The sequence below is a fragment of the Clostridia bacterium genome (assembly GCA_035561135.1).
Taxonomy (GTDB): domain Bacteria; phylum Acidobacteriota; class Terriglobia; order Terriglobales; family Acidobacteriaceae; genus DATMYA01.
Genome location: DATMYA010000048.1, coordinates 43,503 through 60,958, shown reverse-complemented (window position 1 = coordinate 60,958; position 17,456 = coordinate 43,503). Strand labels below are relative to the sequence as shown.

16 protein-coding genes are annotated in these 17,456 nt (G+C 58.4%); 14 read left to right on the top strand and 2 right to left on the bottom strand.

What is annotated here, in order from left to right; all coding sequences use genetic code 11:
- The first annotated feature begins 143 nt into the window (after positions 1 to 143).
- Positions 144 to 3,323: a carboxypeptidase regulatory-like domain-containing protein gene (locus tag VN622_09470; protein ID HWR36083.1), complete on the top strand. Its 3,180-nt coding sequence runs from the start codon at positions 144 to 146 to the stop codon at positions 3,321 to 3,323.
- 99 nt (positions 3,324 to 3,422) lie between these two features.
- Here VN622_09470 and VN622_09465 read toward each other — a convergent pair whose 3' ends face one another.
- Positions 3,423 to 4,190: a urate hydroxylase PuuD gene (locus VN622_09465; GenBank protein HWR36082.1), complete on the bottom strand. Its 768-nt coding sequence runs from the start codon at positions 4,188 to 4,190 to the stop codon at positions 3,423 to 3,425.
- 292 nt (positions 4,191 to 4,482) lie between these two features.
- Here VN622_09465 and hfq point away from each other — a divergent pair, with 292 nt between their 5' ends.
- Positions 4,483 to 4,803, top strand: a complete 321-nt coding sequence (hfq, locus tag VN622_09460) for an RNA chaperone Hfq (protein ID HWR36081.1) — start codon at positions 4,483 to 4,485, stop codon at positions 4,801 to 4,803.
- A 172-nt stretch (positions 4,804 to 4,975) separates the two neighbouring features.
- Positions 4,976 to 6,307, top strand: coding sequence for a GTPase HflX (hflX, locus tag VN622_09455; protein ID HWR36080.1), 1,332 nt, complete (start codon positions 4,976 to 4,978; stop codon positions 6,305 to 6,307).
- A gap of 63 nt (positions 6,308 to 6,370) precedes the next feature.
- On the opposite strand, the gene VN622_09450 is transcribed toward hflX, so the two are convergent.
- Positions 6,371 to 7,321 carry a putative sulfate exporter family transporter gene (locus VN622_09450; GenBank protein HWR36079.1) on the bottom strand — a complete coding sequence of 317 codons (951 nt, stop codon included), beginning with the start codon at positions 7,319 to 7,321 and terminating at the stop codon, positions 6,371 to 6,373.
- Positions 7,322 to 7,830: 509 nt separating this feature from the next.
- On the opposite strand from VN622_09450, the gene VN622_09445 reads away from it, so the two are divergent.
- The 11 genes from VN622_09445 to VN622_09395 all read left to right on the top strand — a co-directional run bounded on the left by VN622_09445 (position 7,831) and on the right by VN622_09395 (position 17,455).
- Complete coding sequence (locus tag VN622_09445; protein HWR36078.1) at positions 7,831 to 8,310, top strand: hypothetical protein; 480 nt, start codon at positions 7,831 to 7,833, stop codon at positions 8,308 to 8,310.
- Positions 8,307 to 9,071: an ATP synthase F0 subunit B gene (locus tag VN622_09440; protein HWR36077.1), complete on the top strand. Its 765-nt coding sequence runs from the start codon at positions 8,307 to 8,309 to the stop codon at positions 9,069 to 9,071. The genes VN622_09445 and VN622_09440 overlap by 4 nt, the downstream gene beginning before the upstream one ends.
- A complete protein-coding gene (atpH, locus tag VN622_09435; GenBank protein HWR36076.1) occupies positions 9,072 to 9,611 on the top strand; it encodes an ATP synthase F1 subunit delta in 540 nt (179 codons plus the stop codon).
- A 101-nt stretch (positions 9,612 to 9,712) separates the two neighbouring features.
- The gene (gene atpA / locus VN622_09430; GenBank protein ID HWR36075.1) at positions 9,713 to 11,251 is read left to right on the top strand and encodes a F0F1 ATP synthase subunit alpha; all 1,539 of its coding nucleotides are present in this window, start codon (positions 9,713 to 9,715) and stop codon (positions 11,249 to 11,251) included.
- Positions 11,252 to 11,363: 112 nt separating this feature from the next.
- Positions 11,364 to 12,401, top strand: coding sequence for an ATP synthase F1 subunit gamma (gene atpG / locus VN622_09425; GenBank protein ID HWR36074.1), 1,038 nt, complete (start codon positions 11,364 to 11,366; stop codon positions 12,399 to 12,401).
- Positions 12,402 to 12,542: 141 nt separating this feature from the next.
- On the top strand, positions 12,543 to 13,991 hold the full coding sequence (gene atpD / locus VN622_09420; protein ID HWR36073.1) for a F0F1 ATP synthase subunit beta: 1,449 nt from the start codon (positions 12,543 to 12,545) through the stop codon (positions 13,989 to 13,991).
- A 124-nt stretch (positions 13,992 to 14,115) separates the two neighbouring features.
- The gene (locus tag VN622_09415) at positions 14,116 to 14,532 is read left to right on the top strand and encodes a F0F1 ATP synthase subunit epsilon (GenBank protein HWR36072.1); all 417 of its coding nucleotides are present in this window, start codon (positions 14,116 to 14,118) and stop codon (positions 14,530 to 14,532) included.
- A gap of 235 nt (positions 14,533 to 14,767) precedes the next feature.
- Entirely contained in the window at positions 14,768 to 15,628 is an 861-nt protein-coding gene (locus VN622_09410) for a 3-hydroxybutyryl-CoA dehydrogenase (GenBank protein ID HWR36071.1), read from the top strand.
- 89 nt (positions 15,629 to 15,717) lie between these two features.
- Positions 15,718 to 16,074 carry a hypothetical protein gene (locus VN622_09405; GenBank protein ID HWR36070.1) on the top strand — a complete coding sequence of 119 codons (357 nt, stop codon included), beginning with the start codon at positions 15,718 to 15,720 and terminating at the stop codon, positions 16,072 to 16,074.
- A gap of 122 nt (positions 16,075 to 16,196) precedes the next feature.
- On the top strand, positions 16,197 to 17,000 hold the full coding sequence (locus VN622_09400; GenBank protein ID HWR36069.1) for an MBL fold metallo-hydrolase: 804 nt from the start codon (positions 16,197 to 16,199) through the stop codon (positions 16,998 to 17,000).
- Positions 17,001 to 17,011: 11 nt separating this feature from the next.
- Positions 17,012 to 17,455 carry a hypothetical protein gene (locus tag VN622_09395; GenBank protein ID HWR36068.1) on the top strand — a complete coding sequence of 148 codons (444 nt, stop codon included), beginning with the start codon at positions 17,012 to 17,014 and terminating at the stop codon, positions 17,453 to 17,455.
- Position 17,456: the final 1 nt, after the last annotated feature.

Genomic DNA, 17,456 nt, shown 5'->3' with positions numbered 1-17,456 from the left:
ACTTACATCAATTTCGTATTTGGAACGCAAGTTGCTTTATTACTTCCAGCGTTCACAGGTAATGAATCTATTTTGACCGCGCGCATAGAAATGCGCGTGGAGGCCCTTAACTCATCACACCACTTTTAAATTTGGAGAACGAAGTGAAGCAATCATCGATAGTTCGTACCCTGGTCACGATCGTCGCCATTTTGGTGCTCGTCACCGGTGCGGCGTTTGCGCAGACCTCGAAGGGCACTCTCGGTGGCACGATCACGGACAATACAGGTGCCGTAATCGCAGGCGCCTCCGTGACGGCCAAAGGCTCGATGGGCGAAACTCGTACAGCGGTTACAGGTCCGAACGGCCAGTATCGTATGGACGCGCTCACCCCGGACACCTACACCGTTTCAATTACGATGCAGGGCTTTGCCCCGCTGACGATCTCAAAGGTGGAAGTCACCGCTTCTACCATCACCAGCACCAACGGCAAGTTGCAGATCGGTGGCAATGCTGAAACCGTGACGGTCGAAGCGTCGGCCACAAGGGTGCAGACAGAGTCCGGCGAACTCAGCCACAACATTCAGCCCAAAGAGATCACCGAGCTTCCGATTCTCGGCCTGAACCCGATCTCGCTCGTACTCACGCAGCCCGGCGTCGTGGCGAACTCCGCCCGCGAGAAGTTCACCAATGGCGTCAGCTTCTCGGTGAACGGTACGCGCCCGCGCTCCAACAACTTCCTGATTGACGGCCAGGACAACAACGACACCTCGCTCAACGGCCAGTCTCTGCAGCCGCAGAACGCCGAAGCGATCGGCGAAGTGGTCATCCTTACCAACTCGTACGCTGCTGAATTCGGTCGCGGTGGCGGTTCGGTAACGAACGTTGTAACCAAGGGCGGCACCAACCAGTTCCATGGCTCCCTCTGGGAACTGCACCAAAACAGCGCACTGGAAGCCATTCCGGCCGAAGACGGCCTGGCAGGCGTCACGCGCGATGACATGGAAAAGTACCGTGAGAACACTTACGGATTCGCGATCGGTGGCCCGGTAAAGAAGGACAAACTGTTCTTCTTCGCGACTTCGCAGTGGGACAAAACACGCTCCTCCGCGCAGGGCGGTCAGTTGACGATTCCGACCGAACAGGGCGTTGCGACCCTGAAGTCGCTGGGTGTGAACTCCCGCGTTGACCAGTTGCTCCAGGCGATCGGCGGCCTTCGCGGCAAAACCAATTTCGGCACGATCGCGCTCGGCGACGGCCGCCCGGCAATTGAGGTTGGCACGGTCCAGCGTGGCGGCATCGCCCAGGTCAACGACGATGTGCAGTGGAACGCGCGCGTCGACTGGCTCGCAACCTCGAAGGACAGCTTCAGCTTCCGCTACATCTTCGACGACAACATCCTTACGCCTGATTTCTACAACAATGGCAGCGCGCTTCCGGGCTATGACACGGAGCAGGGCGGCCGCAAGCAGAACCTCGGAATCACCTGGGTACGCACGCTCTCGCAGAAGATGGTCAACGAGTTCCGTTTTTCGTTTGGCCGCATGAATGCCGGCTTCTGGCTGGCGGACCCGAACGGTGCAGCGGCACAGCAGGAGCAGGTCACGATTGCGAACCTGCTGACCTACGGTGTGAATGCAGCTTTCCCGCAAGGCCGTTTGATGAACACGTTCCAGTACCAGGACGCGCTCTCGTTCAGCTGGGGTAACCACACCACGAAAATCGGCGCGGACGTTTCTCGTGCCCAGGTGAAGGCTAACGTTCCGTTCAACTCGCGTGGCACCATTGGCTTCACCGACGGTGGCGGCTACACGGCTCTGGCCAATTTCATCGACAACTTCACTGGCGCCAGCGCACAGGCCGGAAAGGTCTTCGGCAGCCCGGTCGTTTACCCGAACCAGCTCACTCAGGCCTACTACATACAGGATACGTGGAAGCTGCGTCCGAACCTGACGCTCGACTACGGCATTCGTTACGAATATTACGGAACGCCGATCAACGTTCTGCCTTATCCGGCAATCGACATGAACAGTCCGTTCATGGTGACGCCGGTTCGGCACGAGCTCCAGCCGGATTACAACAACTTTGGACCTCGCGTTGGCGTCGCCTACACTCCGCGGTTCTGGAATGGTCTCTTCGGCGACAACAAGACGGTCATCCGTGCCGGCTACGGCATGTTCTATGACACATTCTTCAACAACATCCTCGTAAACTCAGCAGCCAGCAGCCCGAATGTAATGGGTACGACGATTCAGGCTCCTGTCGGCGGGCGTGGTCTCTCTGGCGCCATGGAGTTGATCCCCAACATGAACTCTGTGTACAGCCCGACGGCTGCCATCACAGGAGTCGCCAACAACCTGGTTGCCCCCAACACGCACCAGTGGAACTTGGATATTCAGCGTGAGTTGCCCGGCAGCTTTACCTTGACAACTGCCTACGTCGGAAGCCGCGGTATTCGCCTGTTCGTCAACGATCAGCTCAACCCCGGCGTCAACGGCGTTCGCCTGAACCCGAACGTAGGCAATTACGGTGTCCGCACCAACTCCGGCGACTCTATCTATCATGGATTGAACGTGAAGGTCGATCGCCGCTTCACGAACGGCCTGCTGTTCCGTGCGGCATATACCTATTCGAAGATGATCGATACCGGCTCCGAAGTGTTCACGAGCACGGGCGGCAGTTCGTACGCGCAGAGCACCCGCGCACTCGAACGCGGCCTCTCGGCTTATGATCGCCGCCAGCGCCTGGTACTCACCTACGTGTACGACATTCCGAACATGAAGTTCAGCAAGAGCTTCCTGAATGGAATCTCCTACATTGCTCGCGATTGGCAACTATCGGGAACGACCTCCTTCCAGGCCGGCGCTCCTGAGACCGTCTACATCAACGGCACGGATACAGACCAAGACTTAAACGCGGGCAACAACCGCCCGAATCTCGGTAACCCGGCTGCACCCATCACGCGCTGGGCGATTGACGGATCGTTCATCAAGCAGACTGCCGGAAAGCTGTACGACGGTCACGATTATTACCAGCACGGAGGGACGGTCACCCCCGTTACCGTTAACGATGTGCACTGGCTCATACAGCCGGGTATCGGCAATGTAGGCCGCAATACGTTGATCGGTCCGGGGCGTCAGGACTGGGATATGGGCATCGTTCGTCGCTTCAAGCTGCCTATGGAAGGACATCAGTTCGAGTTCCGTACCGAGATGTTCAACATATTCAATCACCCGAATCTTGGGAACGTGAACTACAACGTGCGCAGCAAGTACTTCGGCGACGAGTACAACACCCGCGAGGGTGGCCGTACGCTTCGTTTCAAAGTGAAGTACTCGTTCTAAGGTTTGCAACATATCTGCGGTCCTGAAAACTAAAGGGGAAGCCTGTGAGGGCTTCCCCAATTATTTAGAACTAGCGACCTGACATCTTCCTGCCAAACCCTACCTGCCAAACATCGGATAGTGCGACGCCGCGCCCATAAAGAACAACATAGGGAACGACAGCCAGAAGTTTGCTCTCGATGCCACGAAGGCCAACCGCGAGAGCTTCGCCGCTTCTGCCGGCATCGGAGTTCCTTTCGCGGCGCTCTCGGCCGTCCAACGAATTAGTTTCTTCTGCGCGCGCCAGATGATGCCCCAGACGTTCATCATCATGACCCAGCCCAGCCCTCCGCCGACCCCAATCGCCAGCAGGCGATTGCTTTCCCATCCCTGCGAGTTCACCGCAAGAAAAACCCACGACGCGGCGATCACGATCACGGCAACGATGACGCCCAGCAGCACGCCTCGGTCGTTCAACTTGCCCATCATCAGTATGCCAATCATCAGCACGGACGCCAGAGTCCATATACCGAAGAAGCTGCCGATTGCTGCTCCCCCACTCGCGTTCACGCCTTCGGCAATTGCATTGCGCTTGTCGGTTCCGACGATCACCATCCAGTACCAGACACCCGCGAAGACGGTCACGACGGAAGCCCAGCGAAACCACCACAGGGCGCGCGGCATCAGCGTTGGCACTACTTTGCCCCTGGTCGTGGCGTCCAGTTCGCGCATTAGGGGAACGTTCACCAGGTTGAAAAAGTACAGCAGGCCCACCCAGGCGATGCCGGCGAGGAAATGCACCCAGCGGAGCATCATCAACACGTTCGTATTCGCATCTTGAGGGAAAATGATATGCGGCGCCAGCTCCGCAACAGAGCTTGTGTACATTTGTCCTCCTGGTACGTCTAAGGTAAGGTTGCGCGTTAAGGTTGCGCGCTGAAAAGAATTCCGCGGCAGCTACCAGGCGTGCATCTATCGGTAGATGCTTTCCGCGCAGGCGCATTCTATACTGCCCGGGCAACAACTCTGCGGAGGTTGAATTTGAGTCTCCGCAGCCGTATCGTAGTCGTGTCTGGCCGCCCATGCGCAGGGTAGTCGTCGGCACATCAATAACGCGCAACACAGGTGGTTGGCTGTTTACTCAGCAATTGGCTGTTTGACCAAGGAGACACCAAAACTTATGGACAACAAGCCAGCACAGAACATTCAGGACTCATTTCTGAACACAGCTCGCAAGGATAAGGCAGTCATCACCATTTACTTGCTCAGCGGCGTCAAACTTTCTGGACGTATCCGGTCTTTCGATAAGTATTCCGTGGTGCTGGACACGAACAACCAGGAGCAGCTCATCTTCAAGCACGCCATTTCGACTGTCGTTATGGCGCGTCCCATGCACCCGCCAGGTTCGCCCGGCGAGCGCGAACCGCGCGTAGTCACTCCGCAGACCGCCCAGGCTTCACAGCCTGCAACCGCCACTCCGCCCAACAATACGGAGAGCTAGTATTCCGCGCGGCCCTAAGCATACGAATCTGCATCACCGCATTCTCGGCGCACGCACTTCCCATGATCCGCACGGAGCTGCGGACCAGGAACGCGCGTTCCTGGTAGGCGTCGATTATCGCCTGCGGCGTCGCGATACGTCTCCCAAAGCCGAACTGGCAGATCATGACGATGTGAAGACCGGCGCTTCGCGCGCCGGTCGCATCGCGCCAATACCGGCGTCCGCTCGCGCGGCACGCAGCGCGCTCGCTGCGTCCGCCGACCTGGCCGAAGACCGGGCGCTTCCATTCACCGCCGAAGAGTCGCTCGATGAACTTGCCGAACTTGCGTCGAGTGCAGGGGCAACCATCGTTGGCCGCTTCCTGCAGCATCGAGATCGACCCGATTCCGCAACGCTTGTTGGGCGCGGCAAACTGGAAGAGATTGCCGGAGCGATTGCGTCCGCGGATGCCCATCTCGTTATCTTCGATCATGAACTCACGCCGTCGCAGCAACGCAATGTGGAAGCCGAATTGAAGTGCCGCGTCATCGATCGAACGCAGCTTATTCTCGACATCTTTGCGCGCCATGCCCGCACACGCGAAGGTCAGCTCCAGGTGGAACTCGCACAGTTGGAGTACCTCTTGCCGCGTCTCGCCGGACGCGGCATTGAGATGTCGCAGCTTGGCGGAGGCATCGGAACACGCGGTCCCGGCGAAACGCAACTCGAAACGGACCGCCGCAAGATCTATCGCCGAGTACGCCACGTCAAGGAACAGCTTGAGAACGTTCGCCGAATTCGTTCTCAGCAACGCCAGCGTCGCGAATCTGTTCCCGTAGCCACCGTTGCCCTTGTTGGCTATACCAACGCTGGGAAATCGACGCTGTTCAATGCGCTCACTCGCGCCGGAGTTCTTGAGTCGAAGCGCATGTTCGCCACGCTTGACCCCACGCTGCGGTCGGTCACGCTTCCGTCACGCCGCCAGGTCCTGCTTTCGGACACCGTCGGCTTCATCCGCAACTTGCCGCACACCCTCGTGTCTGCGTTCCGCGCCACTCTGGAAGAGGTGAAGCGCGCCGCTCTGCTGCTGCACGTCAGCGACGCGACTTCTCCCTATGCAGCCGAACAGAAGGTGCAGGTGGAAGGCGTGTTACGCGAACTGGAGTCATATGACAAGCCCTGCATCAACGTAGTAAATAAGACCGATATGCTACCCGCCACCAGGCGCGAATCGCTCATCGACAACGACAAGACGGTGCACGTTTCGGCCGCAAAAGGTATCAACCTGGAACGCCTGCTCGAAGCTATCGATCACGCCATCGAGCAGAACCCACTCCGCCTCATGCACGTGCGCGTACCTCAGTCAGAGGGCAAACTGCTTTCTCTGCTCGACGCCAGGGCGCGCATCAACTCACGCGAATATCAGGATGGATTGGTAGATATAGAGGCGCAGGTGCCGGAGTCCGTGGCACGCCGCCTGCGTGAATTCGAAGTCGCCACGCGCGCACGCGGTTCTAAGCGGTAGCCAAGTTCACATGAAGTGTTGCCGCTAGAACTTGTGGCCCTGCCCGATTCTGCACGTGACGGCTTACAGTTGCACCCAGCCCCCGCGAATGAGGGCCAGACCCAGGGCGCCGACGATCAACCAGAGAACGATGCCCTGTAGCAGCGGACGCACGCCCACTCGCTTGATCTGCGCGGGCGAGAGACTTGCGCCGATGAGGAACAGCGTCAGTGTGAGCCCGATTCGTCCAGCGTGGTAGAGCGCGCTCCACACCTGCGCGCCGGCCGTCGCATAGGAATTCACAACCGCCGCAAGCACGAATAGGAAGATGAACCACGGCACCTGCACGCCAGCGCGAGCGCCGGTTTCCGCCGAGCATGCCTTCCTGCGCTGTAAGGCCGCCACGCCCAGAGAAACAGGGATGATCCAGAGAGCGCGAGCCAATTTCACCGTCGTACCCACGGCGAGCGCCACGGCTCCGAACTTAGCCGTCGCTCCTACGACGGAACTCGTGTCATGGATTGCCAGCGCTGCCCACAATCCAAACTGCTGCTGAGTAAGTCCCATGGCCGTGCCGATAATGGGGAAAATGATCAGTGCGACGGAATTGAGTATGAAGACCGTTCCCAGCGAAACGGACATCTCGTCTTCTGTTGCGCCGGTGATCGGTCCCACGGCGGCGATTGCGCTTCCGCCACAGATCGCTGTCCCCGTCGATATCAGGAAAGCCGCACGCGGATGCACATTCATCATGCGGCCCAGCGCCCAGCCCAACGTCAGCGCAAATGCAATGCCCACCGCCGTGTACGCAATGCCCGAACGCCCGGCGCGAAGCACCTGGGACAAATTCATGCCGAACCCAAGCCCCACCACGGATGCCTGTAACAGCCATCTAGATCCTTTGCGCGACTCCTTCGCGTAGGGGTGGGTAGCGACGAAGCCGAAGATCAACCCCGCGCCGAGCGCCAGAGGCGGCGATGCCCACGGCGAAACCGCGAACAACACTCCTATCAAGAACAGCAGTTTTGAGTGCATCACCGGAAGTTAACAGAGGAACAGGATGTTGGAACAGTAGAAGGATGGTTCGCCCAGCGCGGGAACAAAGTGAGGGGTAACCAAAATAGGCGCGCGGCCAAGAAGCGGTGACATTTCCTTGGCCGCACGCCCATTCGATCCCGACTCGGATCGGAGGTGATAGCTTTATGGTACCCCTGCGGTTGACCTTGTCAAGTGAACTCGCGAGTAGCGGAAGCGTTTCGGCGAACTGCGCTTCTGGCCTGCCTTTCGCGCCAACTCACGCCGGGAACCCTCATCGATGCAGGAGTTTCGCGATTTTGGTTTCAGCCAAGGGATCCTTCGACTCGGGCTTGAGCCCATCGCTCAGAAGGACAATTTTATCCTGCTCAGTAGCTCAGCATCTGCCGAGTTTCAGAGAGCGCAGCCCTTGTTCCGCGCCTGCTTTCGTTGACACTATCCTGTCAAGACTGCTAATCTTCTCGGTTCAGAACCCCTTTCTATTCTCTCATTAGGCTTACTAAATAAGGATGGAACAGACTCTTAGGCAAGTAGGCGAATTACTGCTTGGGGCCGTGCCGACAGCGGTGCTCCTGCTCCTCGTATATGCCGTGTACCACTTCCTGGTGCACCGCCCACTCGAGGGCATTTTGGCCGAGCGCCTTAGCCGAACGGAAGGCGCTATCGAGAAAGCTCGCGCCGACGTGGCCGCCGCCGAAGCCAAGACGTCGGAATACGAATCGCGTTTACGGGAAGCGCGTGCGTCCATCTTCCGCCAGCAGGAAGCCCGCCGCCAACAGGCGCAGCAGGCCCGTGCCGCCGCAGTGGCGGAAGCACGTGGCCGAGCCGACGCTCAGGTCCAGGCCGCCCGCCAGGCCTTGCAGCAGGATATTGAGGGCACCAAAGCCGGTCTTCAGGTAGAAGTCGAAAGACTTGCGTCGGAAATCATACGCACCATTCTGCAACCCGCCGGCAAAGGACAAATTCCGGCCATAGGCGGGCAGCGATGAAAATCCTAAATCGGTCTATCTTCGGAGTCATTCTTCTGGCATTCGTGTTTGCGGCCTCCGCTCCCGCCGTGAACGCGCAGCACGAACCCGCACCGACAGTACAGGGCGAGTCCGCCGAACACCAGCAGGCGGCAGGCGATCCTAATGCCGCGGCGGATAGTGAACTCGCTCATGAATCCAAGGAAGCCGAAGGTGAAGGCGGGCATCAGGCATTCAAGCAGTCGCCCATGGTCAAACGGCTTGCCACGTCGATTGGTATTCACCCCGCAGTCGCCTACTGGGTCTTCCTTGTTCTGAATTTTGTTATCCTCGCCATCTTCTTCTACTGGCTCCTGGTAAAGAAGCTTGACCTGGGCAACACCATGCGCGCCCGCACCGCCAGCATTCAGAAGGGAATGGAAGAAGCGCGCCGCGCCAGCGAAGAAGCGAACGCCCGTCTCGCTGCCGTTCAGGGCCGTCTGGATCGGCTGGACGCCGAAGTCGCCGATATCCGTATCGCCGCTGAAACAGATTTTGCAGCAGAAGAAGCGCGCATCCGCCAGTTCGCGGATGAGGATGCCCGCCGCGTCATAGTTGCCGCCGAGCAGGAGATCGCCGCCGCAGCCAAGAGCGCGCGTCGCGAGTTGAAGGCTTATGCCGCCTCCATCGCCGTCGATCTCGCGGCTAAAAAGATTCGTGTGGATGGCGCGACGGACGAGGCGCTTGTTCGCGATTTCGTCGATCAGCTTGCGCCTGGGCGCGATGGAAAGGACGGAAAATAAATGGCCGTCTTTGAGAGTCGCTACGCCCGCGCCTTCGCCGATGTTGTGCTGGAAATGAAGCTTGACCCGGACTCAACCGTTCAGCAGTTGCGCGATTTTGTCGCTCTGCTCGACTCCGCGCCCGAGTTGCGCGGAATCTGGGAGAACCCATCTGTTCCGGGCGAGCAGAAGCGAAATCTGTTGGACGCCATTGCCGCCCGCATTGGGGCTGCGCGGCCGTTGCGCAACTTCATTGCCGTACTGATGGACCATCATCGCATCGCCGCGCTGCCGCAGATCGCAAGGCAGTTCGAAATGGAACTGAACCAGCGCCTAGGTCGGGTTAAGGTGGAGATCGCCAGCGCCCGTGCCCTTTCGCAAGCCGAAATCGATGCCGTCAAGATGCAGGTCGCGCGACTTACTGGTAAGCAGGTGACCGCAAGCAGCAGTATCGACGCTGGGCTTATTGGCGGCGTCGTGGTGAAGCTTGGTTCCACCGTGTATGACGGTTCGGTGCGTGGACAGTTGCAGCGTTTGAAGGAAGAGTTAAGCGCCGAGTGATCGCGGCGCGCTACGCGGCATTCGTGCCGCGGTGGTAAATACAGGGATTCAAATCGAAAGGTTTTCAGTCGCTGGCTACCGGCCAGTGGCAACTGGATTTTATGGCTCAGATCAAAGCAGACGAGATCACGCAACTCATCCGTGAGCAGATTGAGAACTACGAGAGCAAGATCAGTGTCGATGAAGTTGGCACAGTGCTCTCCCTGGGTGACGGTATCGCCCGCATTCACGGTCTCGATAAGGTCATGTCCGGCGAACTGCTTGCCTTCCCGCATGGTGTGGCCGGTCTTGCCATGAACCTGGAAGAAGATCAGGTCGGTGCCGTAGTGCTGGGTGATTACACCGAAATCAAAGAGGGCGACGAGGTCAAGCGCACCGGACGCATCATGAGCGTGCCCGTCGGCGATGCCATGATCGGCCGCGTCGTTAACGGACTCGGCCAGCCCATCGACGACAAGGGCCCGGTTGCGACTGACCAGTTCCTGCCCGTTGAGCGTGTCGCTCCAGGCGTGATTGATCGCCAACCCGTACGCGAGCCCATGGCCACCGGTATCAAGGCCATTGACGCCATGATCCCGATCGGCCGCGGACAGCGCGAGCTCATCATCGGCGACCGCCAGACCGGCAAGACCGCCATCGCGCTCGACACCATCATCAATAGCCGCGGCAAGGGACTTATCTGCATCTACTGCGCCATCGGCCAGAAGCGTTCGTCGGTCGCACAGGTCGTGAAGATTCTGGAAGACAACGGTGCCATGGACTATACGATCGTGGTCTCGGCGTCAGCTTCCGATCCGGCCCCGATGCAGTACATCGCTCCGTACGCCGCATGCGCCATTGGCGAATACTTCCGCGATTCGGGACGCCATGCGCTGACTATTTACGACGATCTTTCGAAGCACGCTGCCTCATATCGCGAAATCTCTTTGCTGCTGCGTCGTCCTCCGGGTCGCGAAGCTTATCCGGGCGACGTGTTCTATCTCCACTCCCGCCTGCTGGAACGCGCCTCCAAGATGAGCGACGCGAAGGGCGGCGGGTCGTTGACGTCGCTGCCCATCATCGAAACGCAGGCTGGAGACGTCTCGGCCTACATTCCGACGAATGTTATTTCGATCACCGATGGCCAGATATTCCTCGAATCGGACTTGTTCAACTCCGGCATCCGTCCGGCGGTGAACGTTGGCCTTTCGGTCAGCCGTGTCGGTTTCTCGGCGGCCATCAAGGCGATGAAACAGGTTGGCGCAACGCTGAAGCTTGAACTTGCGCAGTTCCGTGAACTGGCGGCTTTCGCGCAATTCGGCAGCGATCTGGACAAAGCGACGCAGGCGCAGCTCAATCGCGGCAAGCGCCTGGTGGAAGTGTTGAAACAGCCGCAGTTCCAGCCGCTCTCGTTCGCCAAGCAGATTACTATCATCTACGCCGGAACCAACGGCTTCCTTGACGAACTGCCGGTTGAGCAGATTACTGCCTTCGAGAAGCACCTCTACTCATACGTGGAGACGATGAACCCCGGCTTGTTCAAAGCGATCGAAGAAAAGAAAGTGCTCGACGATGCGATCAAGGCCGATCTGAAGAAGGTCATCAACGAAGCAAAAGAACGCTTTGCCGCCGAGCACGCAACTGCCGCTGGCGCACTGTAGATCCTGAACGCTGTCGGACTTTGAACGCAGTAGGATTATTGAACAAAGTAGCGGCCGTGAGCCGCGACCGAAGTAGCTGGCCACTGGCAACTGGCCACTGGCAACTAAATCAATGGCTAACGTACTCGACATTCGCCGGCGCATTCGAAGCGTGACCAACACGCGGCAGATCACCAAGGCCATGAAGATGGTCTCGGCCGCCAAACTGCGTCGCGCGCAGGACCGCGCCCTTACTGCGCGTCCATACGCGCAGATGCTCACGAACGTGCTGAAGTCCGTGGTGTCGCGCTCCGAACTCTTTGATCCGGAAACCGGGGAAGCCCGCCATCCGCTACTCGCGCGCCGTCCCGAGCGCAACATTCTCGTCATCGTCGTAACCGGCGACAAGGGATTGGCTGGCGCTTTCAACACGAACATCCTGAAGACTGCATTCCGTTTTATCGAATCGAAAGCGGATTGCAATATCGACATCGAAGCTATCGGCCGCAAAGGTCGCGACATCTTCCGCCGCCGCTATCCCGCCGGTGAAGTTGGCGCAGAGCGCAACGGCCCGGTTCAGGTGGTTGGTGAGCAGGTGGGCCTGCTGAACAAGTTCGATTTCTCGCAGGTGCGCGCGATCGCCGCGGGTGTGATCGATCGCTATACTCGCGGCGAAATCGATGCCGTTTACCTGCTTTACAACGAATTCAAGTCCGTTATCGTGCAGCGATTAGTGGTGGACGAAATCCTGCCCATCGGAGAGATCGGCGAGAGAAAAGAGATTCTCCAGGCCGACGAACCTACGGCCGAGCAGAAGAAGCGGGCAGCCGAAGCCGCCGAGAGCGCAGGAGTGAGCGCATATGGGGTGGACACGCGCGAGATCGATCGTCGCGCCGCCACTTTCGGAACCGCCCCGGTGGACTACATCTACGAACAGCCCGCGGGCGATTTGTTCCGATCACTTTTGCCCAAGTACGTGGCCATACAGGTATTCCGCGCCATGCTGGAGTCGGTTGCCGCTGAGCATGCCGCCCGCATGACTGCGATGGATTCGGCAACGAACAATGCTACCGACATGATCGACTCGCTGACGCTCACCATGAACCGAGTGCGCCAGGCTTCGATCACGAAAGAAATTATCGAGATTGTCAGCGGCGCGGCAGCGCTTTAGAGCTGCTGAGCTGCTATAGCTACTGAGTCGCTAAGCCACTGGGCCGCAGTGTTGCAGGGCTTGCATTGAATGAGAATGGATTTGGGGTCAGCTTAGTAGCTCAGAAGCTCAGCCGCTTAGAAACTTACTTTTAGAGACTTTATGGAAAACTTTGGACACGTAATTCAGATTTCCGGTCCCGCCGTGGACGTGCAGTTCAGCGAACAGAAGCTGCCTCCTATTTACCAGGCGGTTCGCGTCGTCAGCGACGGATTCAATGTGCCCCAGCCCATCGACGTGGTACTTGAGATTCAGCAGCACCTTGGCGAAGGACGCGCGCGTTGTGTCGCCATGCAGCCCACGGACGGCATGGTTCGGGGCATGAAGGCCATCGACATGGGTGGTCCTATCAGCGTGCCGGTGGGACGCGAAACGCTGGGCCGCATCATGAACGTGATCGGCGAACCGGTCGATCAACTCGGTCCGATTAAGTCGGATACGAAGATGCCGATCCACCGTCCCGCTCCTGCATTCGACGAGCAGGCTACCAGCGCCGAAATGTTCGAGACTGGCGTCAAAGTCATCGACTTGATCCAGCCCTTCTTGAAGGGCGGCAAGATCGGTCTGTTTGGCGGCGCAGGTGTCGGCAAGACGGTCGTCATCATGGAGCTTATCAACAACGTTGCGAAGCAGCACGGCGGATATTCCGTGTTCGCAGGCGTTGGCGAGCGCACCCGTGAAGGCAACGATCTCTGGCTGGAAATGTCGGAGTCGGGTGTTATCTCGCCAGGCGATCCGTCAAAGTCCAAAGCGTCGTTGATTTACGGACAGATGACCGAGCCCCCCGGAGCGCGTCTCCGCGTAGCGCTGACCGGGCTAACTGTGGCCGAGCACTTCCGCGATCACGAAGGCGCAGACACGCTGCTCTTTATAGACAACATCTTCCGTTTCACGCAGGCCGGTTCTGAAGTTTCCGCGCTGCTGGGCCGCATGCCGAGCGCCGTCGGATATCAGCCAAACCTAGCCAGCGAAATGGGCGAACTCCAGGAACGCATCACCTCGACGAACCGCGGTTCCGTGACGTCCGTGCAGGCGATTTACGTGCCCGCCGACGATCTCACCGACCCGGCTCCCGCGACCACCTTCGCTCACCTCGATGCGACGACCGTGCTCTCGCGTCCTTTGACCGAAATCGGCATTTACCCTGCCGTCGATCCGCTTGCTTCGACCTCGCGCATTCTCGATGCGCGCATCGTCGGCCAGGAACACTACGACGTGGCGCAGGGCGTGAAGCGAATCCTGCAGCGCTACAAGGACTTGCAGGACATCATCGCCATTCTCGGCATCGACGAATTGAGCGAAGACGACAAACTGACCGTCGCCCGGGCACGCAAGATCCAGAAATTCCTCTCCCAGCCGTTCCACGTTGCCGAGCAGTTCACGGGCATCAAAGGACGCTACTGCAAGATCGAGGACACGGTGCGCAGCTTCCGCGAGATCATTGAAGGCAAGCACGATAACGTCCCAGAGCAGGCCTTCTACATGGTCGGCGCAATCGAAGAAGTGCTTGAAAAGGCAGAGAAGCTGAAGAGCGCAATGGCCACTGCGTAAGAAAATAGTTGTCAGTAGCCGGTTGCCAGCAACAGCACACGACTGAGCTTGGAGCTTGCAACTGAGAACTGATAACTGGCAACTGGCAACTGGCAACTGGTATCCGGCAACTGGAAACTGACGAATGGCAGAGACTTTCGAACTCGAAATTGTCACACCCGACCGGCTCGTCGTGAAGGACGTTGCCGAGGAGATGCAGATCCCCGGCGCAAACGGGTATCTCGGAATCCTGCCCGGACACGCTCCGCTGATTACCGAACTTGCTGTGGGTGCGATCACTTACCGCACGGCGGGCACGGTCACGCGACTCTGCGTCGCATGGGGCTTCGCCGAGGTATTACCGGACAAGGTCACTATCCTGGCTGAGACTGCTGAACGCGCCGAGGAAATTGACGTTGCACGTGCACAGAGGGCCCATGACCGAGCCGAACAGTGGCTCAAGAGCAATGATCCGAACGTGGACTACAAGCGAGCCGAAGAGGCTCACATGCGCGCCGAAGCCCGCCTGCATGTCGCACAGACGACTGCCGCAAACAAGTAGCTAGAGCCGACCACGAACTTCGTCCCGAGGCCGAACGCCTCGGGATTTTTGTTTCCGGAGCACGGCTTAGGGTAGACCGCGCCGGAGTCCCGCAGACGATCAGGGTTCACTAACCTCGCCCGCTCCCCGGTTCCTGGCCTTCTGTTAAACTTCTCAGTTCTTTGTGCCGCGATTCGCGCGCCTGTGGGGTGTGCGCGTTGGGCTCCTATATCTCCTCCGTGAGGCAATTATGGCGATGGGTGTAAGCGATATCAGGAACGTTGGCGTTATCGGTGCTGGCACGATGGGCAACGGCATTGCTCACGTTTTTGCCAAAAGCGGTTATAGCGTCACGCTTGTTGACGTCGAGCAGCGCTTTCTCGATCGCGGGATGCAGACGATCACGAAGAACATCGAGCGCGAAGTCGCCAAGAACAAGCTTACTGCTGACGATCGCGATGCAGCTCTGAAGCGCATCACGCCCGCGCTCGACCGAAAGCAGCTCGCAGCCTGCGACTTCATCGTCGAGGCGGCCTCGGAGCGCTTCGAGATCAAGATGGAAATCTTCCGCGATCTCGACCAGATTTGCCGCCCTGAAATTGTTCTCGCTTCGAACACATCTTCCATCTCCATAACGAAACTCGCGGCCGTGACGAAGCGTCCGGAGCAGGTGATTGGCATGCACTTCTTCAATCCCGTTCCGATGATGAAGCTGGTGGAAGTCATCCGCGGACTTGCCACGTCGCACGAAACGTATCAGGCGACGAAAGAGCTGTCGTTAAAACTGGAGAAGACTCCAGTGGAAGTGAATGACGCGCCGGGGTTCGTTTCTAATCGAGTGCTCATGCCGCTTATCAATGAAGCGATCTACACGGTGATGGAAGGCGTGGCGACTCCCGAGGCGGTGGACGAGGTATTCAAGCTTGGCATGGCGCATCCAATGGGCCCGCTGACGCTGGCTGACTTTATCGGCCTGGACATCTGCCTTGACATTATGCGCGTCATGCACAACGGGCTAGGCGATCCCAAGTACCGCCCCTGCCCTTTGCTTATCAAGATGGTGGACGCCGGATGGCTGGGGCGCAAGTCCGGACGTGGCTTCTACAAGTACGAGTGACGCAGGGTAAGCGTCGCGAAGCTCTTCGAATCTGGCGTTTACGATCGCGGGACGGTTCGAGAGCTACTGGGCACAACAGCGCCATGAGAATGACGGAAGAGAAAACGCGCGACTGGCCGTTTTACGTGCTTGGCTCGCTGCTGGGTATTGCTTCCGGAATCGTGCATGTCGGCGTGGAAGACCCGCTGTTGACTGCCTTGTTCGTGGTGGCCTCAACCATGTGTCTGGGGTTTTTGCGCCCGCGCCGGCCTTGGCGATGGACGCTTCTCGTCGGCATCATGGTGCCAATTGTCATGCTCACCGCGAATCTACTGAACTACTACACGACATTTACGCGCGTCGGTTTGTATGGTTCGGTAATCATCATTCTGCCCGGCATCGCCGGCGCATTCGGCGGCATGTTCGGTCGCCGTGTTCTGCAAGAAATTTCATTCAGTAAGAAATAGAGTTTCGACTCAGTGTGCTGCGAACAGTTCGGTTCAGTCGAGATGCCTAGCTGAATGAAGAACTTCACTGAGTTACTGTCTAGCTACTCCCGCAATGATTACGTTCCGGCTATTCTCGCGGAATGGGTGTATCCCTCACGGTCCTTGCCAGCGGCAGCGGCGGGAACAGCACGGCAATTTCATCGTCCGGGACCACGTTGCTTGTGGATATAGGGCTTTCCTGCAAAGAGACGTGCCGGAGACTGGCCGAGCGCGCGCACGATCCCGGCGCAATCGACGCCATCCTGATCACTCACGAGCATTCTGACCATGTGCAGGGCGTTTACGTGATGGCGAAGAAGTTTGGGATTCCCGTATTCATGACGGGTGCAACGCACCAGGCATGGTCGCGTTGGGCGCGGGACAGCGCAGGCAACAAAGTTTCCATCGAGCGCATTGAGATATTTGAATCGGGCCGCAAGTTTCAGGTCGGCGACATCGAAGTGACTCCGTTTACGATTCCCCACGATGCGGTGGACCCCGTCGGGTTCACCTTCCATGTTGAGGGTGTAAAGCTTGGCGTAGTAACCGATCTCGGATACATGCCGGCGAGCGTGAAGGAGCACATCCGCAAATGCCACGGCCTGGTGATCGAGTCCAATCACGATTTGGAGATGTTGCGGGGAGGCCCGTATCCATGGGCTGTTAAGCAACGGGTTATGAGCCGGGTGGGGCATTTGTCGAACGAGGCTCTCGCAGAATTCCTCGCCAGCGACTATGATGGTGACGCGGCTTTTTTGATTCTGGCGCATCTTTCGGAAGCGAATAATCATCCTGAAATCGCGAGGGTGGCCGCCGAACGCGCGCTGGGATCGCGATGCAGTTTGTTGCACAATCGTCTTGTGCTGGCTTCGCAGAATCAGCCGCTGGAGACGTTTACGCTGTAGCAAAACAAGATATGAGCGAGTGCACAGATCGAGTTGTCGGAGGCATACTGGCGGGGTGGCGCTACGACATTTCGGGTCTCGCGCCGGAAATGTGTGGCGACTACGAAGCCCATCTTGCTGCATGCGAACGTTGCCGCAGCAAGCAGCGTCTCCACCGCACGATTGATATCTCGCTGATCGTGCTTGCCTCAATGTCGGCAGTCGTATTCCTGTTCGGCTACGGAATAATCCGGCACTTTGGCCCGAAGCACGCGTTCATCCTGGAAATTGCGGCGCTTGGCGGGTTTGTACTCTCAACGCTCATCTGGCTCATTGTTGCCATCTCTACACCGGCTCCGCTGGTTGTCGTTGGAGCGGCGCGCACAGGCGCGCGACTGGTGCATGATCGCTTACCGCCGGAAATCCGCGAACGCATTCCGGAAGAATTACGTCTTAAAATCTCCGGCCAGTCCTGAG